Genomic DNA, 18,389 nt, shown 5'->3' on the forward strand with positions numbered 1-18,389 from the left:
GCCGACGTCACTCGGTGGGCGTCGGCGTGCTGGTGAGGAGATCGAACACGAGACCGCTCGAGCCTTCGCCCCTCCCCGCGCCCCGCTGCGCGCTCAGCCAGACCACCACGCGGCCGTCACGCCAGCGGGTGCGGTTGTAGGCCACCGACAGGCGGGTGCCGGCCTGGGTGACCTCTTCCTCGTTGACGAAGTACTGCTGCCCGCGGTCGAACCCCTCCCGCAGCAACGTGGTGCGGGGACGCACCGGCTGACCGTCGACGGCACCGGGCATCGCCGCGCGCTGGAGCTGGATCTCCCGGTTGTCGCCCGGCACGTGCACCGGGATGAACGGGATCCACTGCTCCGGGATGGTGTTCATCGCCGCGTACGACAGGGCCGCGCGCGGCGCGTCCGGCACCGGCGGTGCCGTCTGACGGCGGCGGTAGGCGACGATCTCCGCCGCGGCCTCGCTGCCCCGGTGCGGCTCGCCGGTCGGCAGCCGGACGGTCTGCTCGATGCCCCACACCAGGTTCGCGTTCTCGTCGCGGATCAGCAGGACCTCCTCCAGCGGCGGGCCTTCGGCCACCTTGGGCACGCTCGGCGGCAGGAACAGGTCGGTGTCGGCGGGGACGTCGTCGCTGCCGATCGTGTCGAGGGTGAACATCGACCAGCGCTGCCAGTCCTCGTCGAAGCCGGCGCCCGCCGGGGTGACCCACTCGCGGTGGCCGAAGACGTCGGTGACCACGAGACCGCGGATGCGCGCGACGACGCCGGCCGGGAGGTCGCACGGCACCTGGTACCAGTCGTTGCTGAACACCAGCGCGAACTCCAGGAACACCAGCCGGGCCAGGTCGGTGCTGTCCGGGCGGACGGCGGCGAAGTTGGTCTTGCCGTCCTCCACGGCCCACCAGCGCGGCAGCGGCATGCCGGAGTACCGGACCGGCGCCGGGAACACCGTCCTCGCCAGCGGCGGCTCCGGCGGTTTCGCGCCGCCGAGCGCCGGGCCGGGGTCGACCGAGAACGCGTGCCAGTCGAGCTCGCCGCCCGGGTATTCGCGCGCCGACAGGGTCTTCTCCGTGCCGCCCGGCGCGGAGGCCGCGACCGAGAACCGGTGCTCCAGCCGGCGCGGGTCCCAGGTGGCGTCGCCGTCGGGGTCCGACGGCGTCCGGCCGGCGGGCTGGTCGATCAGGGCGTCGAACCAGGCGACGAGCCGCTTGCCCGCGTTGACGAGCGGCGTGTGGTGCAGCAGCGGGATGGTGTTGATGCCGTCGTCGGCGTCGCCGCCCGCCTTGACGTGCAGGTACAGCTCGTACCCGTCCATGCGGCGACCGGCGGCCGCCTGCATCGTCGCCCAGACCGCCGGGTTGGCCCGCTGCGTGACGTCGGTGGCGGCGGGCAGCTTGATCGGGTACTTCTTCGCGTACTGCTCCTCGTACTTGAGCACGTGGCCGAGCAGCCCGAGCCGGGCGAGCAGCTTGAACCAGCGGTGCCCGATCGCCAGGCGCAGGTCGAAGGCGATCTTCTCGGGGCCGTAGGTGAACGTCAGCGGACGGCGTTCCGCGACCGTCTCGAGGGGACGGTCCGGCGGCAGGTCCTCGACCGGGCCGCCGAACGGCCGGAAGCGGCTGGGCCGCGACTGCGCGACCGAGTACGTCACGGTCACCGGCGAGCCGCCGTCGGTGCCGTGGAACTCCCCGAGCTGCCACTGCCGGGTCAGCAGCCACAGCGGGTCGCGGACCTCGGCGCGCAGCGCGCGGTCGAACTCGGTCGTGCGGGGCCGGCCTTCCAGCCGGTCGGCGGCGGGATCGGTCATCGGTCGGCCCTCCCGAGGTGCGCGGTCGTGTCGAGCTGTGCCGGCTCGACCGCGCGGGTCTTCGCCAGTTCGAAGGTCTCGGTGATCGCGTCGACCAGGTCGGTCGTCGCCCACTGCCCGCCCGCCACCCGCACCGGCGGCACGACCAGCAGCATCGCCTGCGGTGGCTCCGAATCGGGCCCGTTGTGGTGCACGGCGATCCCGGTCGTCTCGCGTTCGGCGGGGATCACCTCGGTCCACTCGTCCAGCAGCAGCCCGCACTGCTGGTCGCTGCCCAGCCCGGTCGCGTAGTGCGCGGTGAACAGCAGCCGGTCTTCGTCGAGCTGGCCGGGCAGGTCCGGGTCCTTCGCGAACTCCATGCCGAGCCAGTGGTCGCCGTCCACGAAGGGCAGCTGGACCGGCGAAAGCTGGGGCTCGGGCCAGCCGAGGATGCCGGTGCCGAGCAGTCCGCCCGGCCCGAGGAGCGCGTCGGCCAGCAGGACCGTCTTTTCCCACAGGCGGGGCTTCTCGCGCACCCGCGCCATCCCGTGCAGCCAGTCGTCGACCGGGAAGTCGCGGGCCGGCTTGAGGTGCGCGACGAGGTCGTCGCTGTCGGCGCGGGCCTTGCGCCACTGCTGCAGCACCGCGGCGGGCGGGGCGAACTCGGGCACCGAGAGGACGTCCTCGCCGAGCAGTGCTTTGAGTGCGTCGGTGCCGGCGCGGACCTTCTCCGGCCCGGCGACGGCCTGGTCGTAGAGCTGCAGGGCCTGGTTCGCCGCGGCGCGCCGGGCGGCGAGCTCGTCCGTGAGCTTCCGGGCCCGCGCCAGCAGTTCCGCGCCGAAGGCGACGACACGGTCCTGGAACGGGGTCAGGTCGAGGCCCTGCGGGTCGAAGTCGGCCGGCGGCAGCTTCGCGGCGACGTCCTTGAGCAGGTCGCTCAAGGTCGTCCGGCTGGTGCCGGCCAGCTGGGTCAGCCCGTTCACGCTGGTGGTGAACGTGGTGCGCAGGTTCCGCACCCGGGTGCGCATCTTCGCCGGGGTGTCGTCCCGGCGCTTCGGCTTGGTCGTGAGCAGCCGCTCGGCCTTCTCCAGGAGCTGGAACCGCTGTTCGTTCGGCGTCGAGTTCGGCAGGTGCTCGTACTGGTCGAGCAGCGCGTTCGCCGCGGCGAGCGCGGCGGCCATCCGGGCGGCCAGCGTCGCGACGGCGGTCAAGACGCCGGCGAAGACCCCGCGCCGCCACTGCGCGAGCTCGCCCCAGCCGCTGCGCACCAGCCCGAACCCGCTCGCCGTCACCACCAGTTTCGCGTACCGGGTCAGGAAAGTGTCGATGCCGGTGAGGACGGCGGCCCGCTTGGGCGGTGCGCCGTCGGGGTAGAGCGCGCCGAGGTCGCCGGTGTAGTCGGCGACGTCGTCGATCAGGTCGACCAGGGAGGCCAGCACCGCGGCCGGGCGCTTCCGGGGCAGCGACACCGCGTCGTCCGCGGCCCGGTTCACCGCGGCGGACCCGGCCGCCGGCACCAGGTCGCTCTGGCGCAGCGGCCGGGCGGTCGTCAGCAACGTCCGCACGGCCGCGACCACCGGCGACACCTCGAAGAAGGTGACCTTCTTGTCGACCCGGGTGGTGTACTCGATGCGCAGCTCGAAGTCCGGGCGCGGCTTGCTGCCGTCGATGACGACGCCGAGGATCCGGTCGTCGAGGTCGGTCATCGCGGCCTCGTCGGCCGGGCGCAGCGCCCACAGCAGGTCGATCGGGGACAGCCCGGCGTCGGCCTGGCTGACGACGCGGCTGTGCGGGTCGCCGTCCTCGTCCTGCCAGGTCACCAGGGCGACCACGTTCTCGGGTTTCGGCAGCACCGCCGGGAGCCAGTCGTCGACCGCCGGTTCGGCCTGCGCCCGCGGCTTGCTGTGGCCGAGGATCGGTGCGCCGTGGTCGGGGTCGAGGCCGGGGGTGAGCTGCAGGGCCAGCCGGTGGGTGAGCGTGGTCCCGCTGCGCGGGGTCTCCACCACCGACGGCGCGGGCGGGAGCGCTTCTTTGGCGTACGCGTCGAGCGCCGCCGACGCGCGTTCGGTGTTGCCCTGCAACGCCTGGTGGGCGCTCTCGGCCACGGTCACGTCGGCCAGCGCGTCCAAGGCGTTGCGCAGGGCGTCCACTTCGGACCGGATCAGGCCGGTCTGCGTCGCGTCCGCCGGCGGCAGGTCGTCGTAGCCGAACGGGTAGTCGTCGGGGTGCGGGGTGCCCGGTGGGGCTGTGTCGCGCAACGCGTTCACGCGGCGCAGCAGGGTCAGCCCGTCGATGACGTTGCGGGCTTCGACCTGCTCGATGCTCGTGGGCGCGCCGGGGTCTTCGGGCGTGAGCGCGGTCTCGTCGATCTTGTTGGCCCGCAACGGGAACTTCAGGCGCAGCCCGGCGATGAACGCGTCGAGCCCGGCGCCGCGGTCGTGCAGCCCGCGTTCGAAGCGGTACCCGAGCAGCGCGCCGGGCGACTGGCCCTGCCGGATCCCGTCGGCGATGCCCAGCGCCAGCCGGACGCGCTCGGAGCTGAGGTTCACCGCGAACACGTCGGCGGCGCCGCGGCCGGCGTTCGCGAGGTACCCGGCCCGCAAGACGGCCGCGGTGCGGGCGTGCGCGGGCGAGGGCGTGTGGACGTACCCGGCGTTGGCCCGGTCGTGCGGGATCGGGCCGGCACCGAACACGCTCGTCAGGTCGGCCGGCACGTCGACCTGGTCCACCGGGTCGGTGTCGCGGGCGAGGTGTTCGAGCCAGCCGTACGCGCCGAGGTGCACGCCCCGCACCGGGGTCCCGGCGCCGGTCGGTCCGTACCGGAGCTCGGCCAGCCGCTCGTTGACCAGCCCGAGCCGCCACGCGTCGAGGCGGTGCGTGGCGCAGTCGAGGTGTTCGGCGAACACCCGTTCCAGCTTCGCGGTGGGCAGCCCGGCCAGGATCGTCAGCGCCTGCGCCAGCTCCGGCGGCACGGATCCGGTCCGCAGCACAGCCTGGCGGGCGAGTTGGTAGAGCAGCGCCGCGGGCGGCACGTCGTCGGTGAAGCCCTGTTCGCCGCCGATCGTGGCCAGGTCGCTGGTGGCGAGCCAGGTCAGGTAGTCGTGGCCGTCGGCGGTGTAGGGCCGGATCAGGGCCGTCTCCGACAGCGGCCGGTCGTCGGCCACCGGGGTCCCCAGGGTCAGCGCCGGGTCGGCGGTGCGGTGGTACTCGGCCGAAGCCGGGTGCAGCGCGAGGATGTCCAGCAGGGTCTGGTGCGGGTCGGCGCCGGGCTCGTCGAGGTCGGCGACGTGCGCGAGCGCGTCGTGCCAGCGCGGCGCGACCTGCTTGAGGGCGGCGTCGAGCGCGATCCGGTGGGTCGCGTCGGTCGGGAACGCGAGCCGGGAGAACACGGTGGTCGGCAGGATCCCGTAGGGCTGGCGGCCGATCTTCACCGCCGGCAGCGGTCCGCGGCCGGAGACGTGCGCGAGGAAGAACTGCCGCGTCTGCTCGCCGGTCAGCAGCGACGGCAGCGGGTAGCCCGCCGTCGCCGCCCACAGCGCCGTGCCCGCGGCCCGCGCGTCGCGCCGGTCCGTGCCGTCGGCGTTGGGCGCCCCGGCCAGCAGGGCCGGGTCGAGACCGAGCAGTTCGGCGAACCAGGCGCCGTCGGTCTTGGTGGTCCAGTCCGGGACGGCGGCGGCGAACCCGGCCGCGGTGGCGAGGGCGGCGTCGGCTTCGGCCGCCGGGTCCTGGCCGGCCGGGCGTTCTTCGGAGTTGTTGGTCGGCGTGCCCTGCGGCAGGAAACCGAACCCGGACGGGCTGTGCAGCTGGTCGGCGAACAGGCCGCCCAGCGCCGTCGCGGTCTGCTCGGGCGCCGCCTGCTCGCGCAGGCCGAGCACGACGAGCCGGTCGAGGCCGTCGCGGAAGGCGTCCTGCAGCGGGATCCGCAGGCCCATCCCGGCGTTGACGGCCTCGGTGAAGTCGGTCAGCCAGCGCAGGGCGGGCGGTACGGACAGCTTGCCGGTCGTCTCGTCGATCTTCAGCTGGTTCGCGGCCGTCTCGTTGGGGTTCGGGCTCACCGCCAGCCCCTGGCGCACCGGCAGGCCGGTCGCGGTGAACACGAGCGCGCCGCCGCGGTACCCGGACACGGTGAACCGGTCGGGCAGCAGCGTCGCGGTGGCCGCGACCGTCCAGGACTGCGGCGCGACCTGCCCGGCCGCCGCGGCGGGCAGCACGAGGAAGGCGACCGTGACGGCGTCGCCCGGGGCGGCGGCCGCACCGTCCACACCGGACGGACGCCGGGCCTTGATCGCGGCGGCCCGGGTGGCGCTGGTGGCCGCGAGCAGGGCGATCTCGGCGGCGCGCAGCTTCGCGCGGTCGCCGTGCGCCTGCCACACGGCCGTCCAGTACGTGATCGTCGGCTGCTTGTCGCCGGCGGCGACGGCGGCCGGGCTCACGACCACCAGCACGACGGTGCCGGCGGGCACGCCCAGCGGGCGATCGCCGGGGTTGGCGGGCTGCCGCTGCTTCAGCAGCCAGGCCGCGCGCCCGGCCGGGATCCGGGCGACGAGCTCGTGCCAGGCGGCCTGCTCCCCCGCCGGTGACCCGCCGGAGGCCCACAGGGCGGCCCAATAGGCGTCCAGCGCGGCGATCTCGGCCGCGGTCGGGCGCGGCTCGAGCTTGGTCACCGACCATTCGTCGGGGAACACGTGGACCAGCAGCTCGGTCAGCGTGAAGCGCGTCTCGACCCGGACCGGGCCCAGCAGTACCGGGAAGTCAAGGCTGAGCTGGGGCATCCGGCAGCATCTCCTCGGCGTGCACGGCCACCAGCACGGGGGCCTGGAAGAGGATGTAGGCGACGTCGGCGGCGCTGACGTCCGGTTGCCACGCCGGGACGTGGTCGTCGTCGGCGCGCTGGTCGGTCTTTTCCTGGTCGTCCTCGTCGTGGTTGAAGTGGGCGAGGGTGACGGTGGGACCGCCGCCGAGCCGGATGAAGCCCTGCCCGGCCGGGTCGACCCCGGCCCACGACAGGTCGTTCCACACCTCGACCGGCACCGGCCCGCCGGGCGGGGCGTCGTCGAGCCCGAACCGCGGGTCGCCCGGCCGCTCCTTCAGCACGAAGAACCAGCCGAGGTCGCCGTCCGGCCCGCGCGCGGTGTCGGCGTCGAGGTCGAAGCCGAGCAGGTAGATGTCCGGGTCGGCTTTGGCTTCGTACATGGGCAGCCGCACCAGACCGCGCGGCGGGTCGACGCCTTCCGGCAGCTTCGCGAGGGTGCGCTCGCCGCTCTTGTCCTGCACGCCCGGCTCGTTCTTCTTGTCGGGCCACTCGGCTTTGTGGGCGTAGATCGCCGCGGTCGGGTACTTCCGCAGGAGCTCGCCGCGGATCACCAGCACCAGGTTGGCGGTGCGCGGCGGCTCCCCCGGGGTCAGGTTCGGGTTCTCGCCGAGCTTCGCGGTCTTGGCCCACCGGTGGATCGGCGGGATGTCGTAGAGCCGCTCGCGGCGCGCGTCCGCCGTCTCGCGCGGCTTCGGCGGCGCGGTGCGCGGGTCCCAGAACTGGCGGAACGGCGTGCCGCGCTGGTCGGTCGGGTATTCGCGCCAGAGCAGCTCGCGGGCCAGCTCGTGGTTGAGGCCGACGAGGTAGGACTCGATGAACTTGGTGTTCGCCTCGAGCAGGGTGATCGAGTTCGGCGGGAGCAGCCCGAGGTTGGGCACGAAGGTGTCCGTCGACATCTTCAGCAGCTCGGTGTAGGCCGGGATGTCGAACTTCGGGTACGCCATCACCTCGGTCAGTTCGCCGTCCTTCGGCGCGAGCCGCGCCGGCAGGTTCACCGCCGCGACGATGTTCTCGAGCACGGTCGTGTTCGCGTCGAGCCCGGTCACGACGGCGGTGGTGGTACCGGCGACGTTCAGCCGGGGCCGGTCTTCGGGCCCGGCCGCCACCCCGATCGGTCCCGGCGGCGGGACCAGCGGCGGCGCGGCGGCCACCTCCTGCTCGTCGATGCGGGCCAGCAGCGTGCCCAGCGAGGTGTCCAGGGTCTTCATCAGCCGGCTGCCCGGCCGCGTGATGCGGCGCATGGCGGGCGACACCGGCGCCGTCGCGACCCGGCTCTGCGACACCTTGAACCCGACGGCGAACACCTCGCCCGCCGCGGCCGCGAAGCCCGCGACGGGCCGGTCGAGCACCTTGGCGTGGGCGGGCGCGGTGATCGTCAGCGCCCGGCCCGAGGGCAGCGGCTCCGCGTCCGCGGTGAGCGCGACCGGACCGGCCTGCGGCCGGATGTGCTTACCGTGCAGGATGTCGCCGACCTCGCGGGCCAGCTGCGCGGTACGGATCCAGGCGTTGGCCCGCCGGGCCTCGCCGAGCTGCTCCCAGGCCGCGGCCATCAGCTCCTCCTGCCGCGCCTGCACGACCTTGGTGCCGAAGTGCGCGGCGACCCGGAACCGCGGGTCGAGGTTGAGCCGGTGCAGCCAGCCGTGCACCTCGGCGTCGGGCAGCGGAGCGCCCTCGGGGGTGGTCAGCAGCTTCGGGGTGAGCGCGTGCCAGCGGCCGTAGAGCGGTGGCGTGATCACCGGGTCGACCTGGCCGGCGAGATCCGGGATCCGGGGCGCGAGCGCGGTGTTCGCGGTGGCCGCGGTCTGGTGCTGGTAGGCCTCGGCGAGGTTGATCAGCCCGGCGAGCGCGCGCTGCCATTCGTTGGGGTACGGCGGCGCGGGCGGATCGGCCGGGCTCTGCGGGCCGTAGTAGTTGTCCCAGTTCTCGAACCGGTCGATGACCTTGTCGGAGTCGGGCAGCTGCAGCGCGCCGCCGAGGCGCAGCACCCCGTCCGGCTCGGTCGAGGTGGTCAGGCCGGGCAGCCCGAACCCCGGCGTCCGGTGCGCGTCCATGTCCCGCAGGCCCACGGGTTCCTTGGCTTCCAACGGTTTGAGCAGCCGGACCAGGAACTCGAAGTCGCCCGCCGGGCTCGTGGCGAACTGCCAGCGGTGGTAGTACGGGAGCCGGCCGGACGCCGGCATGCCCGCGACGCCCCAGCTCGGCGTGGTCGACGTGATCTGCCCCGGGTCGATGCCGAGCCCGGCCCGCCGCCCGGTTTCGAACGCGGGCACGAGGAACGCGTGGTAGGTCGTGGTCGGCTTGAGGTGACGCGGGCAGAGGATGCGCGAGCAGGCGCTGTCCGGGGCGTCGCGCAGGACGCGCGAGAGGTTCGCCAGCGCCGTGCCCATGCCGGTGCGGTCGTCCACCTCGACCGGCACGTCGAGTTCGCCGTTGACGTGGACGTGTGCGAAGGCGCCCAGTTCCGCGGGCGTCTGCAGCGCGTCCGGCGCGGTGACGGTGACGAACGGCAGCGGCCCGTCCCCCGCGCCGCCCTCCTCGAACTCGGCCGGGCCCGTGTCATCGCCGGCGGCGAGCACGACCAACGCGAGCCACGGCGCGAGCCGTCTCGTGGCGGTGTCGGGCGCGGCCGGGCTGTAGCGCCACGCGAAGTCCTCTTCGTAGAACTCGATGTGCGCCAGGTAGTTCGGCTCGAAGTTGGTGGTGAACGGCGGCGGCTCCATTCTCGAGATCTCGCGCGAGTCGATCCCGATCACGTCGCCGGGCCCGTAGAGCTGCACGGGCTGCTCGATCAGCTTGTGCGGCGCCGGACCGCCGGGGGTGAGCGCGTCGCCGGTCAGCTCCAGCTGGACCGGGATGGTCGCCCGGCCCGGCCCGGGCGCGCCGGTGATCCTGGTCGTGAGCCCGGTCCGCAGCCAGGGCAGGAAGGAGTAGGCGCCGTCGGTCACGTGCCGCTCCGTTCGGCGCTCGCGGTGAGCTCGACGGCCGTCGTCGCGGCGGCCAGCCCGGTGCGGGTGACACCGCCGGCGACGAGCACCTTGGTGCCGGACGACGCCGCCGCGAGCGCCCACCGGCCTTCATCGAGGCCGGCGAACGCCGTCCACGCCCCGCCCGCGAACTGCAGGGTTCCCCGGTAGCCGGTTTCGTTGTCGACGTGGTCGGCACCGCCGAGCACCAGCGCCTTCCCCGCCCCGAACGGGACGGCGCGGTGGAAAGCCCGCCCGGCGGGCATCGCGGCCGCGTCCTGCCAGGTGCCCGCGGTGAGGTCGTACACCTCGGCGGTGGCCCGGGCGAACGGGTCGAAGCCGTCGTCGCGCGCACCCGGCGCGCGCCCGCCCGCGACCAGGACGGACGTGCCCGACAGGGCGGCGGCGGAGTGCGCGCTGCGCGGGAGCCGCATGCTGCCGGTGGGGGCCCAGGTCGCGGTGACCGTGTCGTACAGCTCGCAGAAGGCCAGGTCCGCGCGGTCGGTGCCGCCGACCGGCACGCTGCCACCGCAGACGAGCACCTTCTTCCCGTCCTGCAAGGAGATCGCGGTGTGCCCGGTGCGGGCATCGGTCATGTCGACCTCGACGGCGGTCCACGTGCCGTCGGCGGGGTGGAAAAGCTCGGCCGAGCGCAGGGCGACGCTCCCCCCGCCGGCGCGCGGACCCGAGCCGCCGGCGACGAGGACGAGCCCGTTCGACAGCGTGGTGGCACTGTGCCCGAACCGCACGGCCGCCATGTCGTGCGCGGCCGGGGTCCAGGTGTTCGCGGTGGGATCGAAGATCTCGGCACTGCGCAGGGCGGCACCGCCGTTGGTACCGCCGCAGACGAGCACCTTGCCATCGGGCAGCGCGGCCAGCGCGTGCAGCTGCCGGGCGGTCCCGAGCAGCGCGGGGGTCGACCACTTCTCTTGGCCCAGGTCGTAGACGGCGCTTTGGCGCAGGCTCGCTCCGGCGGCGTCGGCACCGCCGGCGAGGAGGATCTTGGTGCCACCCGCGAGGACGACGGCGGAGTCGTGCTGGCCGCGCCAGCAGGCGGCGGTGGCGTAGTCGGGTGCGGGCGACCAGGTGTCGGCCGCGAGAGCGGTGGTCATGGTGTCGTCCCCTCGGTCACGGCAGACAGGTCTCGGCGGTAGCGGCGAGTTGCACGGCGTCCGGCGCGGCAGGCCCGGTCAGTGCCCGGACACCGACGACGGGCACGCGGCCGGCCAGGTCGGTCTCGGCGGCAGTGGCCAGCTCGCCGACGCCCGGCGCGGCAAGCCCAGCCAGTGCCCGACCACCGACGACGGGCACACGGCCGGCCAGGTCGGTCTCGGCGGCAGTGGCCAGCTCGCCGACGCCCGGCGCGGCAAGCCCAGCCAGTGCCCGACCACCGACGACGAGCACGCGGCCGGCCAGGTCGGTCTCGGCAGTAGTGGCGAGTTGCACGGCGTCCGGCGCGGCGAGAGCGGTGGTCATGGCGTCATCCCCTCGATCACGGCAGGTAGGTCTCAGCGGTGGTGGCCAACTCATCAGCACTCGGCGCGGCAGGCCCGGTCAGCGCCCGGCCACCGACGACGAGCACACGGCCGTCCGCCAGGTCGACGGCGGAGAAGCCAGACCGGCCAGTCACCAACGCGCCGGTCGGGGTCCAAGCCCCAGTCGCGGGTTCGAACGCGACGACGTCCCGGTATCCAGCCGTCGCGCGAGGCCGGCCGACGCCGCCGATCACGACCGCGCCTCGCGGGGTGCGGACGCACCGATGCCCGGTGCGACCGCCGCCCGGCAGGTCGTCGACGCGCGTCCAAACTCCGGTCTTCGGGTCGTACACCTCAGCCGTCGCAAGGCTTTCGATGCGATACGGGACGCCCGGGACCGCGTCGCCGCCGGTGACGAGCACCCGGCCGTCGGGCAGCAGCGTCGCCTGATGTCCCTTGCGTGCCACGGCAAGGCTGCCGGTCGGGGTCCACGTCTTGGCCGTGACGTCGTACAGCTCGCACGACGTCAGCGCCCGCTCCCCCACCGCGCCGCCGACGACGAGGATCTTGCCCGCGCCGACTGAAACGGCCGCATGCCCGGTGCGGGCCTCCAGCATCGACCCGGTCGCGGTCCAGGTCAGGGTGGCCGGGTCGAGCAGTTCGGCCGAGGCGAGCGCGGCACCGCGAGCGCTCGTGCCGCCCGCGACCAGGATCGCCTTGCCCGCGAGCGTGGCCGAATGCCCGTGCCGGGCGGTGGCCAGCCCGGCCGCGGGCGTCGTCCAGGCATCGGCGGCGAACACCTCGGTGCCGGCCAGCGCCGTGCCGTCGGTGCCGAGCCCGCCGGCGACGACGACCCGGCCGTCGCCGAGGCGCGTGGTCGTGTGCCGCCGTCGCGCCTTCGCCAGTGACGGCGCGGCGGACCAGGTCCCGGCGATCGGGTCGAACGACGCCACCGTCGCGACCGGGCTCCCGTCGGCGCCGGTGCCGCCGGCAACGAGCACCCGCCCATTGTCGAGACGGACCGCGTCGGCGTCCGCGACGGCGGCGGACGGCGAGCCGGCCGCGGACCAGACGCCGGGCTCGGCGAGCACCCCGCCGAGCACTTCGGCCTGGCGCAGGACGTGCAGCTGCCCGGCCAGCGACGGGTCCGCCTCGATCCAGTCGGCCATGGCGTCTTCCGCGGTCGCCGCGCTGCGGAAGCTCGACGTCGTCGCGCTCGCGGTGGCCGGCGGGAACGCCTGCTGGTTGTTGCGCCGGTAGGCGACGACGTACCGGCTGCCGGGGACCTGCACGGTCTCCTCGGGCGGGAACGGCTGCCGCTGCCGGGCGTCCTGCTGCGACAGGGCCGAACGGGCCGTGCTGCTGCCGGCCAGGAGCTGCCCGAACACCGCGGGCGGCGGGGTGTACAGGCGTGCGGCGGGCCGGGCGGTCGCCCGGACGGCGGTGATGCGCACGGCGGCGGGCTCCGACGGGGCTTCGCTGTCGATGATGTGCAGCTCGTAGCGGGCACTGCGGCGCACGACGCGCGGTGACGCGATCGCGCCGCCGGCCGCGACCAGCTCGAGCCCGGCGTCCTGGGTTTCGAACGCGGGACGCGACAGCTTCGCCGCGTCGCTCATGTCCTGGAACTGGGCCATCGCGAACTTGTCGCCGGTGAGTGAGCGGCGCACCAGCCCGCTGTTCTGCGGCGGGGCGATCGTGAAGCGCTTGCCGTCGCTGGGCCGCTGCGCGCCGACCCGGTCGAGCCGGACGCCGAGCGGGATGACCCGCTGGTGGATGAACAGCGTGCCGAGCGGGTGCAGCACCAGGTCGTCGCCCGGGGGCAGCTGCCGCAGGGTGACCATCGGGTTGAACCCGCCCGCGGGCAGCCGCGTCTGCCAGCCCTCGGTCTTGGTCACCTCGGCCTCGAGCAGCGCGAGCACGGCGACCGGCGGCAGCGTCGTGGTGCGCTCCTCGCCCCACGTGATGTCGAAGTCGGCCGAAATCTCGAAGAACAGCAAGGAGATCGACCCGCGGCCGTGCGCCCGCCACGGCGCGGGCCCCTCCAGCGTGAAGTCCAGGTCGATGCCGAACAGCCCGACGCCGAACGCCTTCAGCGAAACCCCGGCGGAGACCTGCACGATGAACGAGAACGGCGAGAACCGGAACAGCGCGTCGAAGCCGAGGTGGCCTTCGATGCCGAAGTCGCTGAACCCGAGGCGCAGTTCGGCTTTCGCGCCGAACTGGACGGAGTTGCTGGTGACGGCGAAGTAGCCGGACACCCGGATCAGCCGGCCCGGGGAGTTCAGGATGTCGACCGAGATCCGCGGCGGCACCGGGAACGGCAGCGGCGGCGGTGTGAACGACGGGTGGAAGCCGCCGACCGACAGCACGAAGTCCGGGTTGTCGCCCCAGGCGACGAGCAGCCCCATCCCGCCTTCGATGGTCATGGTGAGGACGCGGGAGTCGAAGAGCTGCGCGAAGAACCACAGCCGTGACTTGTCGACCTCGAGCGCGCCGACGAAGCTGACCCGCAGCGCCAGCAGCGCGACGTCCTCGCTGGGCAGGACGCATTCGAGCAGCCCGAGGATCGCGATGTTGCCCGGCGGGACCTCGATGATCAGCCCAAGCGAGACGCTGACCAGGGTGGGCGTGCCCCAGCCGATCTTCGCCATCGGCCCGACCAGGAACGTGCCCTCCTCGGGCGGGAAGAACTTCCGGAGGTCGCTGAGGATCCGCGGGGCGTTGGCCACCACGTCCTCCGGGAACATCACCGACTGGATCGACCCGGTGACGACGCCTTCGACCAGCGCGTCGAGGTCCATCCGGCGGTTGAGCCCGAGGATCCCGCCGACGCCGAGCAGCTTGAACCCGAAGCCGAGCTGGATGCCGGCCTGGCCGAACTCGGCGGTGAGCACGATCAGCAGGGAGAAGCCGGGGCTGCCGTCGGGCATCCGGGTGGTGATCAGGCCGATCGCCTTGACGTCGATGAAGCCGGCGAACTCCAGCTCCAGCGCGCCCGCGTACTCGCCCCGCGCGTCGTCGAAGGACAGGAACCCGCCGCCCGCGACGATCCCGGCGTCGATCGCCAGGCCGACCCCGGTCGGCGGCTTGAACCGGAACGCGAGGTCGGCGACGCCGAGGTTGCCGCCACCGTCCGGAAAGGACAGTTCGGCGACGACGCCGACCCGTTCGACGGCCGCGCTGATCGGGCCGAGAGTGGCGGTGAAGCCGCCGGAGACCTCGATGGGCAGCGTGCCGTCCGGGCCGAACCCGGCCCCGAGGTGCAGCGTGGTGATCTCGATCGGCCCCAGCGTGACGTGCAGCGGCAGTTCGAGGTCGAGCCCGCCGCTGCCTTCCAGCCGCAGCCCGGTCGAGGGCGACCAGCTCCCGGTGATCTCGAAGGCCGACTCGATCTTCGCGCCGCCCGCGACGGTGCTGATGAAGCCGTCGCCGCCGCCGAGGTCGATCAGCACGTGCCCGCCCGCCAGCTCCACCCGGGCGGACGGCTCGACCGAGACGTCGCCGCCGGTGTCCGCGCTCGCACGCAGGCCGAGCTCCAGGGCGAACCGGCTGACCTCCAGGCGGGACGAGCCGGTCTGGCCGATCAGCACGATGGGCGTGCCACCCTGCTCGGCGACCGCGCCGGCCCGCACGTCCAGCTCCAGCTCGCCGGTCGGCGGCGAGAGCTCGACGTCGAACGGCGGCCGGATCTTCGCCTCCAGCCCGAAGTCGAACTTGCCGGCCACCGCGAGCGTCAGCTTCCACAGCGAGCCGAGCGGCAGGGTGACCAGGACGTCCCGCTGGGCCGGCACCCGCAGCCGGGCGGTGGCCGCGGGCGGGCTCACCGCCGGGTCGACGCTCAGCCGGAGGAAGTACGCCTCCAGCACCGGCGGCGCGCCCGGCGGCGTCAGGAGCACGAAGTCCCGGTCCCGCCCGGCGAGCACGGCGGCGACCCGGGGCCACAGCAGCGATCCGTCGAAGTCCGGCTTGCCGAAGCCGAACGTGTCGCCCAGCCAGCGGACCGGGTCGGTCAGGATGGCGAGGAAGCGGTCGATGCGCAGCCGGCGGCGCCGGCCGGGTGCCGCGTCCGGGTCCTCGGCGTCGTTCACCGGGCTGTCGTCGACGATGCCGAGCAGCGTCAGCAGCTCGATCGCCGCGCGGCCCTTGCTCTCGAGGTAGCCGATGACCCCCAGCTCGACGAGCCGCTGCGGCATCTGGGCCGCGTCGGCCAGCAGCCGGGTGCGCTGGGCCGCGGTCAGGCCGGTCGCGCCGGTCACCGCGGTGTTCAGGGCGGGCACCAGTGCGTCGAGGGCGGTGAACGTCTCGGCGAGGGCGCGCAGCAGCGCGAGTCCTTCTTGGACGATCGCGCCTTCGTCGCCGGCGGTGACGGCCTGCGTCAGCCGGACGACGATCGGGCCCGCGGCGCCGACCTGGCGGGCGACGGTGCCGAGCGCGTCGCCGGCCGCGCCGAGCCCGCCGGGCAACCGGAAGCCGAGGTCGGCGAAGAACGCGTCCCGCTTGTCCGGGGCGAGGTTCTGCTCCAGGGGCGCCAGCGCCTTGGCGATCTCCCGGGCCAGGAGCTCGACCGTGCCGGCGCTCACCGGCCGTCTCCGTACGCGAGCGCGGCCTGGTCGAGCCGGTCGAGGGTGGCACCCGGCCACAGCCGGACGAAGCCCGCGAACCGGGCGATGTCCGCGTGCAGCCGCGGGCCGGCGAACCGGTCGAGCACCGCGACGAACCCGGCGATCAGCTCGCCGACGTCCCGGCCGTCCACCACCGCGGGCAGCAGGGTGTCCTGGGGCGGCGGGCCGTGCAGCAGGCGGCGGACCACCTGCGGGCCGCCGAGCCGCCGCCAGGCGATCAGCACGCGGCGGTTCGTGTTCACCAGCCGCAGCGCCTCGTCGACGTGCTCGCTCACCAGCGCGGCGAACAGCTGCAGCCCGGGCCGGGCGCCGAACCGCCGCTGCAGGTCGGCCAGCCGGGAGCGGAAGGTGTGCGGCACCAGGCCGATCTCCTCCGGCGCGTACGCGAGCAACGGCGTCGCCGTCCCGCCTCCGGAAGCGGCGACCGTGACCGCGGCCGGGACCGCCGCCAGCGCCGCCGCGGCGTTCACCTTGCCGGAGCCCCACAGGTGGTTGCCGCGGATCCCGGTCGCCGGCTCGATCACCGGCGGCACCTCGGCGGCCGGGATCCCGTCGATCCGGCACGCCTGCTGCAGGTGCGCGCGGACCTGCTCGAACGTCAGGTTGTGGTTCTTCTGGAACATGAGCGCCACCAGGCCGGCCACGTGCGGCGACGCCATGCTGGTGCCGGACTTGTCGACGACGAGCTGGTCACAGCACGAGGAGTTGCTGTCCTTGTCGTCGCGGCTGCGCGGCGCGGCGACCCCGACCCCGGGCGCGGCGAGGGTCGGCTTGATCTCCCCGGCCGGGGCGACGGCTTGAGCCGGCAGACCCCGCGAAGAGAACTCGGCCAGCTCGCCACCCCGGTCGTCGTAGGCGGCGACCGTGATCGCGTTCCGCGAGGTACCCGGTGAGAGGATGGTGTTCACCCGCCGGCGCTCGGTCGGTTCCTTGTCCGACTCCAGGCGGAAGGTCGGGTGGGTGTCGCCCTGCTCCTGGAAGAACCAAGCGTTCCAGTCAGCGGCCACGGCTGAGGTGTTGGTCAGCTTCAGCTGCCACTGCCCGTCGCGGACCTGCGTGCCCGCCTGCGGTGTGATCGTGAGGTTGATGTTCTTCTTGCCGCCGTGCGTGGCCTCCGGCGCGGTGGACGAGCTCGCGGCCACCGTCATCGCCCCGATCTTGTACTGGCCGGGTGTGCCGGGCGCGCCCGGGGCGCCGGGCGGGATCGGGCCCGTTGTGTTCGGCCCGGGCCGGGCCGGATTCGGTGGGGCGATGAGTTCCACGGTCAGCGTCGCGGTGCCGGAGTACCAGAGGTCGAGGATGTCCACCTTCTTCGACCCCTCCGGGACGCGGAACGGGACGGTGACGGTGTTCGCGGGCGCGGCACCGGCCTGGACCGTCCCGCTCTCGTGGAGTTCCTCGTCGGCCGCGTTGCCCGCCGCCGCCACGATGGCGATCCCCGCGGGTGGTCCCCCCGCGGGCCGGAGGACCTGATCCACCACGACGTCCAAGGGGTCCGTTCCGTCGTGCGGTCCGGTCAGGTGCCCGAAACTGCAGTTGACCACGACCGGCCGGACGACCGGCGGGTTCCCGGCCGCGAGCCTCGTTCCCGCCTGGGCGCACCAGGTGATGGCGTCCAGCGGGTTGCCGCCGGTCACGCCGATCGTCTTCACCACGACGAGGTCGGCCTCCGGCGCCACGCCGGTGTAGTTGCCGGGCTTGCTGCACCGGTCGTCCTGGCTGCCGTCACCGGCGGCGATGCCGGCGACGTGGTTGCCGTGCCCGACGTCGTCGACGCTGGCGAACGGCGGACCGGCGGCCAGCGCGGCGTTGATGTCCGGGGCCCGGAAGACCCGGCCGATCTGCGCGAACCCTGCGGGCGGCGCCACCCCGCCCGCCGTGGCGCCCTGGTCCCAGAGCTCCAGGATCCGGGTCGTCTTGGTCGCGTCGGAATTGCGGAAGGACTCGTGGAAGACGTCGATCCCGGTGTCGGCCACCGCGACGATCACCCCGGCGCCCTTGCCCGGCCACGGCGAATCCGGCGGCACCTTCCACGGGACGCGCATTTCTTTGACCGTGTTGTCCAGCGCCGGCGCCGGCGGGCGCACCAGGGCCACGGACTCGACTTCGGGCAATTCGCCGAACTGTTCCACGTCCGCCAGCGCGATGCTCCCGCTGATCAGGCCACCGTGGTCGTAACCGGGGTCCAGACCGGCCTGCCGCAGCGCCTCGAGGTCACCGGAGTACCGTACGAGCACGGTGACCCGCCGATTCGCGGCCGCCGGTTCCGCGGAGCCGCCGGCCTGCCGGGTCTCCGCCGAACGACGGACCTCGGATCGCCAAACGGCCACGGCGTGCTGCAACGCGGTTTCGATCTTCGTCATGCGGACCCTCCCGCTTTCCCCACGGCAAGAATTTCAGCAGACCCGCGGAAGCAGCACCGCTGTAGGGGTGAACAAAACTGTCCCGGTTCCCACCCCGATGTCTGCCCTTTCGGGCATTATCCGAAATTGAAAATCAATCACCGGAATTCTTTGTCATCCGCCGACAAAAAGAAACACGGCCGTCGGCGTCAGCCCTCCGTCCACATCGGACAGTGTCAGGGGCCCGCCGAGACCGGCGCCAATCACGATCACCCTCATGCGGCGAACATGACGGAAGACGGCACCCACGGCCTCGGCACTCGGCCGCTCAGATACCGCCATTCGGCGGTAGATAGCGGTCCGAGTTGTCTGATTGGATCCTCCCCAGAGCGTTTTACAA

At 73.6% G+C, this 18,389-nt stretch carries 7 protein-coding genes; all 7 read right to left on the minus strand.

What is annotated here, in order from left to right:
* Window positions 1–7 precede the first annotated feature (7 nt).
* From ACZ7PG_RS30920 to ACZ7PG_RS30950, 7 genes are read right to left on the minus strand one after another with little or no spacing between them, the layout of a single operon-like run.
* Entirely contained in the window at window positions 8–1,792 is a 1,785-nt protein-coding gene (locus ACZ7PG_RS30920) for a hypothetical protein (RefSeq protein ID WP_470242652.1), read from the minus strand.
* Window positions 1,789–6,543 (minus strand): hypothetical protein, encoded by a 4,755-nt coding sequence (locus tag ACZ7PG_RS30925; protein WP_470242653.1) that lies wholly within the window; start codon window positions 6,541–6,543, stop codon window positions 1,789–1,791. The genes ACZ7PG_RS30920 and ACZ7PG_RS30925 overlap by 4 nt, the downstream gene beginning before the upstream one ends.
* Window positions 6,524–9,529, minus strand: a complete 3,006-nt coding sequence (locus ACZ7PG_RS30930) for a hypothetical protein (protein WP_470242654.1) — start codon at window positions 9,527–9,529, stop codon at window positions 6,524–6,526. The genes ACZ7PG_RS30925 and ACZ7PG_RS30930 overlap by 20 nt, the downstream gene beginning before the upstream one ends.
* The gene (locus ACZ7PG_RS30935) at window positions 9,526–10,659 is read right to left on the minus strand and encodes a Kelch repeat-containing protein (protein ID WP_470242655.1); all 1,134 of its coding nucleotides are present in this window, start codon (window positions 10,657–10,659) and stop codon (window positions 9,526–9,528) included. Before ACZ7PG_RS30935 ends, ACZ7PG_RS30930 begins: the two co-directional genes overlap by 4 nt.
* Window positions 10,660–10,675: 16 nt before the next feature.
* The gene (locus ACZ7PG_RS30940) at window positions 10,676–11,023 is read right to left on the minus strand and encodes a hypothetical protein (RefSeq protein ID WP_470242656.1); all 348 of its coding nucleotides are present in this window, start codon (window positions 11,021–11,023) and stop codon (window positions 10,676–10,678) included.
* A 16-nt stretch (window positions 11,024–11,039) separates the two neighbouring features.
* Window positions 11,040–15,605 (minus strand): DUF6603 domain-containing protein, encoded by a 4,566-nt coding sequence (locus ACZ7PG_RS30945; protein WP_470242657.1) that lies wholly within the window; start codon window positions 15,603–15,605, stop codon window positions 11,040–11,042.
* Complete coding sequence (locus ACZ7PG_RS30950) at window positions 15,602–18,010, minus strand: S8 family serine peptidase (RefSeq protein WP_470242658.1); 2,409 nt, start codon at window positions 18,008–18,010, stop codon at window positions 15,602–15,604. The genes ACZ7PG_RS30945 and ACZ7PG_RS30950 overlap by 4 nt, the downstream gene beginning before the upstream one ends.
* Window positions 18,011–18,389 lie beyond the last annotated feature (379 nt).

The organism is Amycolatopsis sp. NPDC114504 (assembly GCF_055633595.1).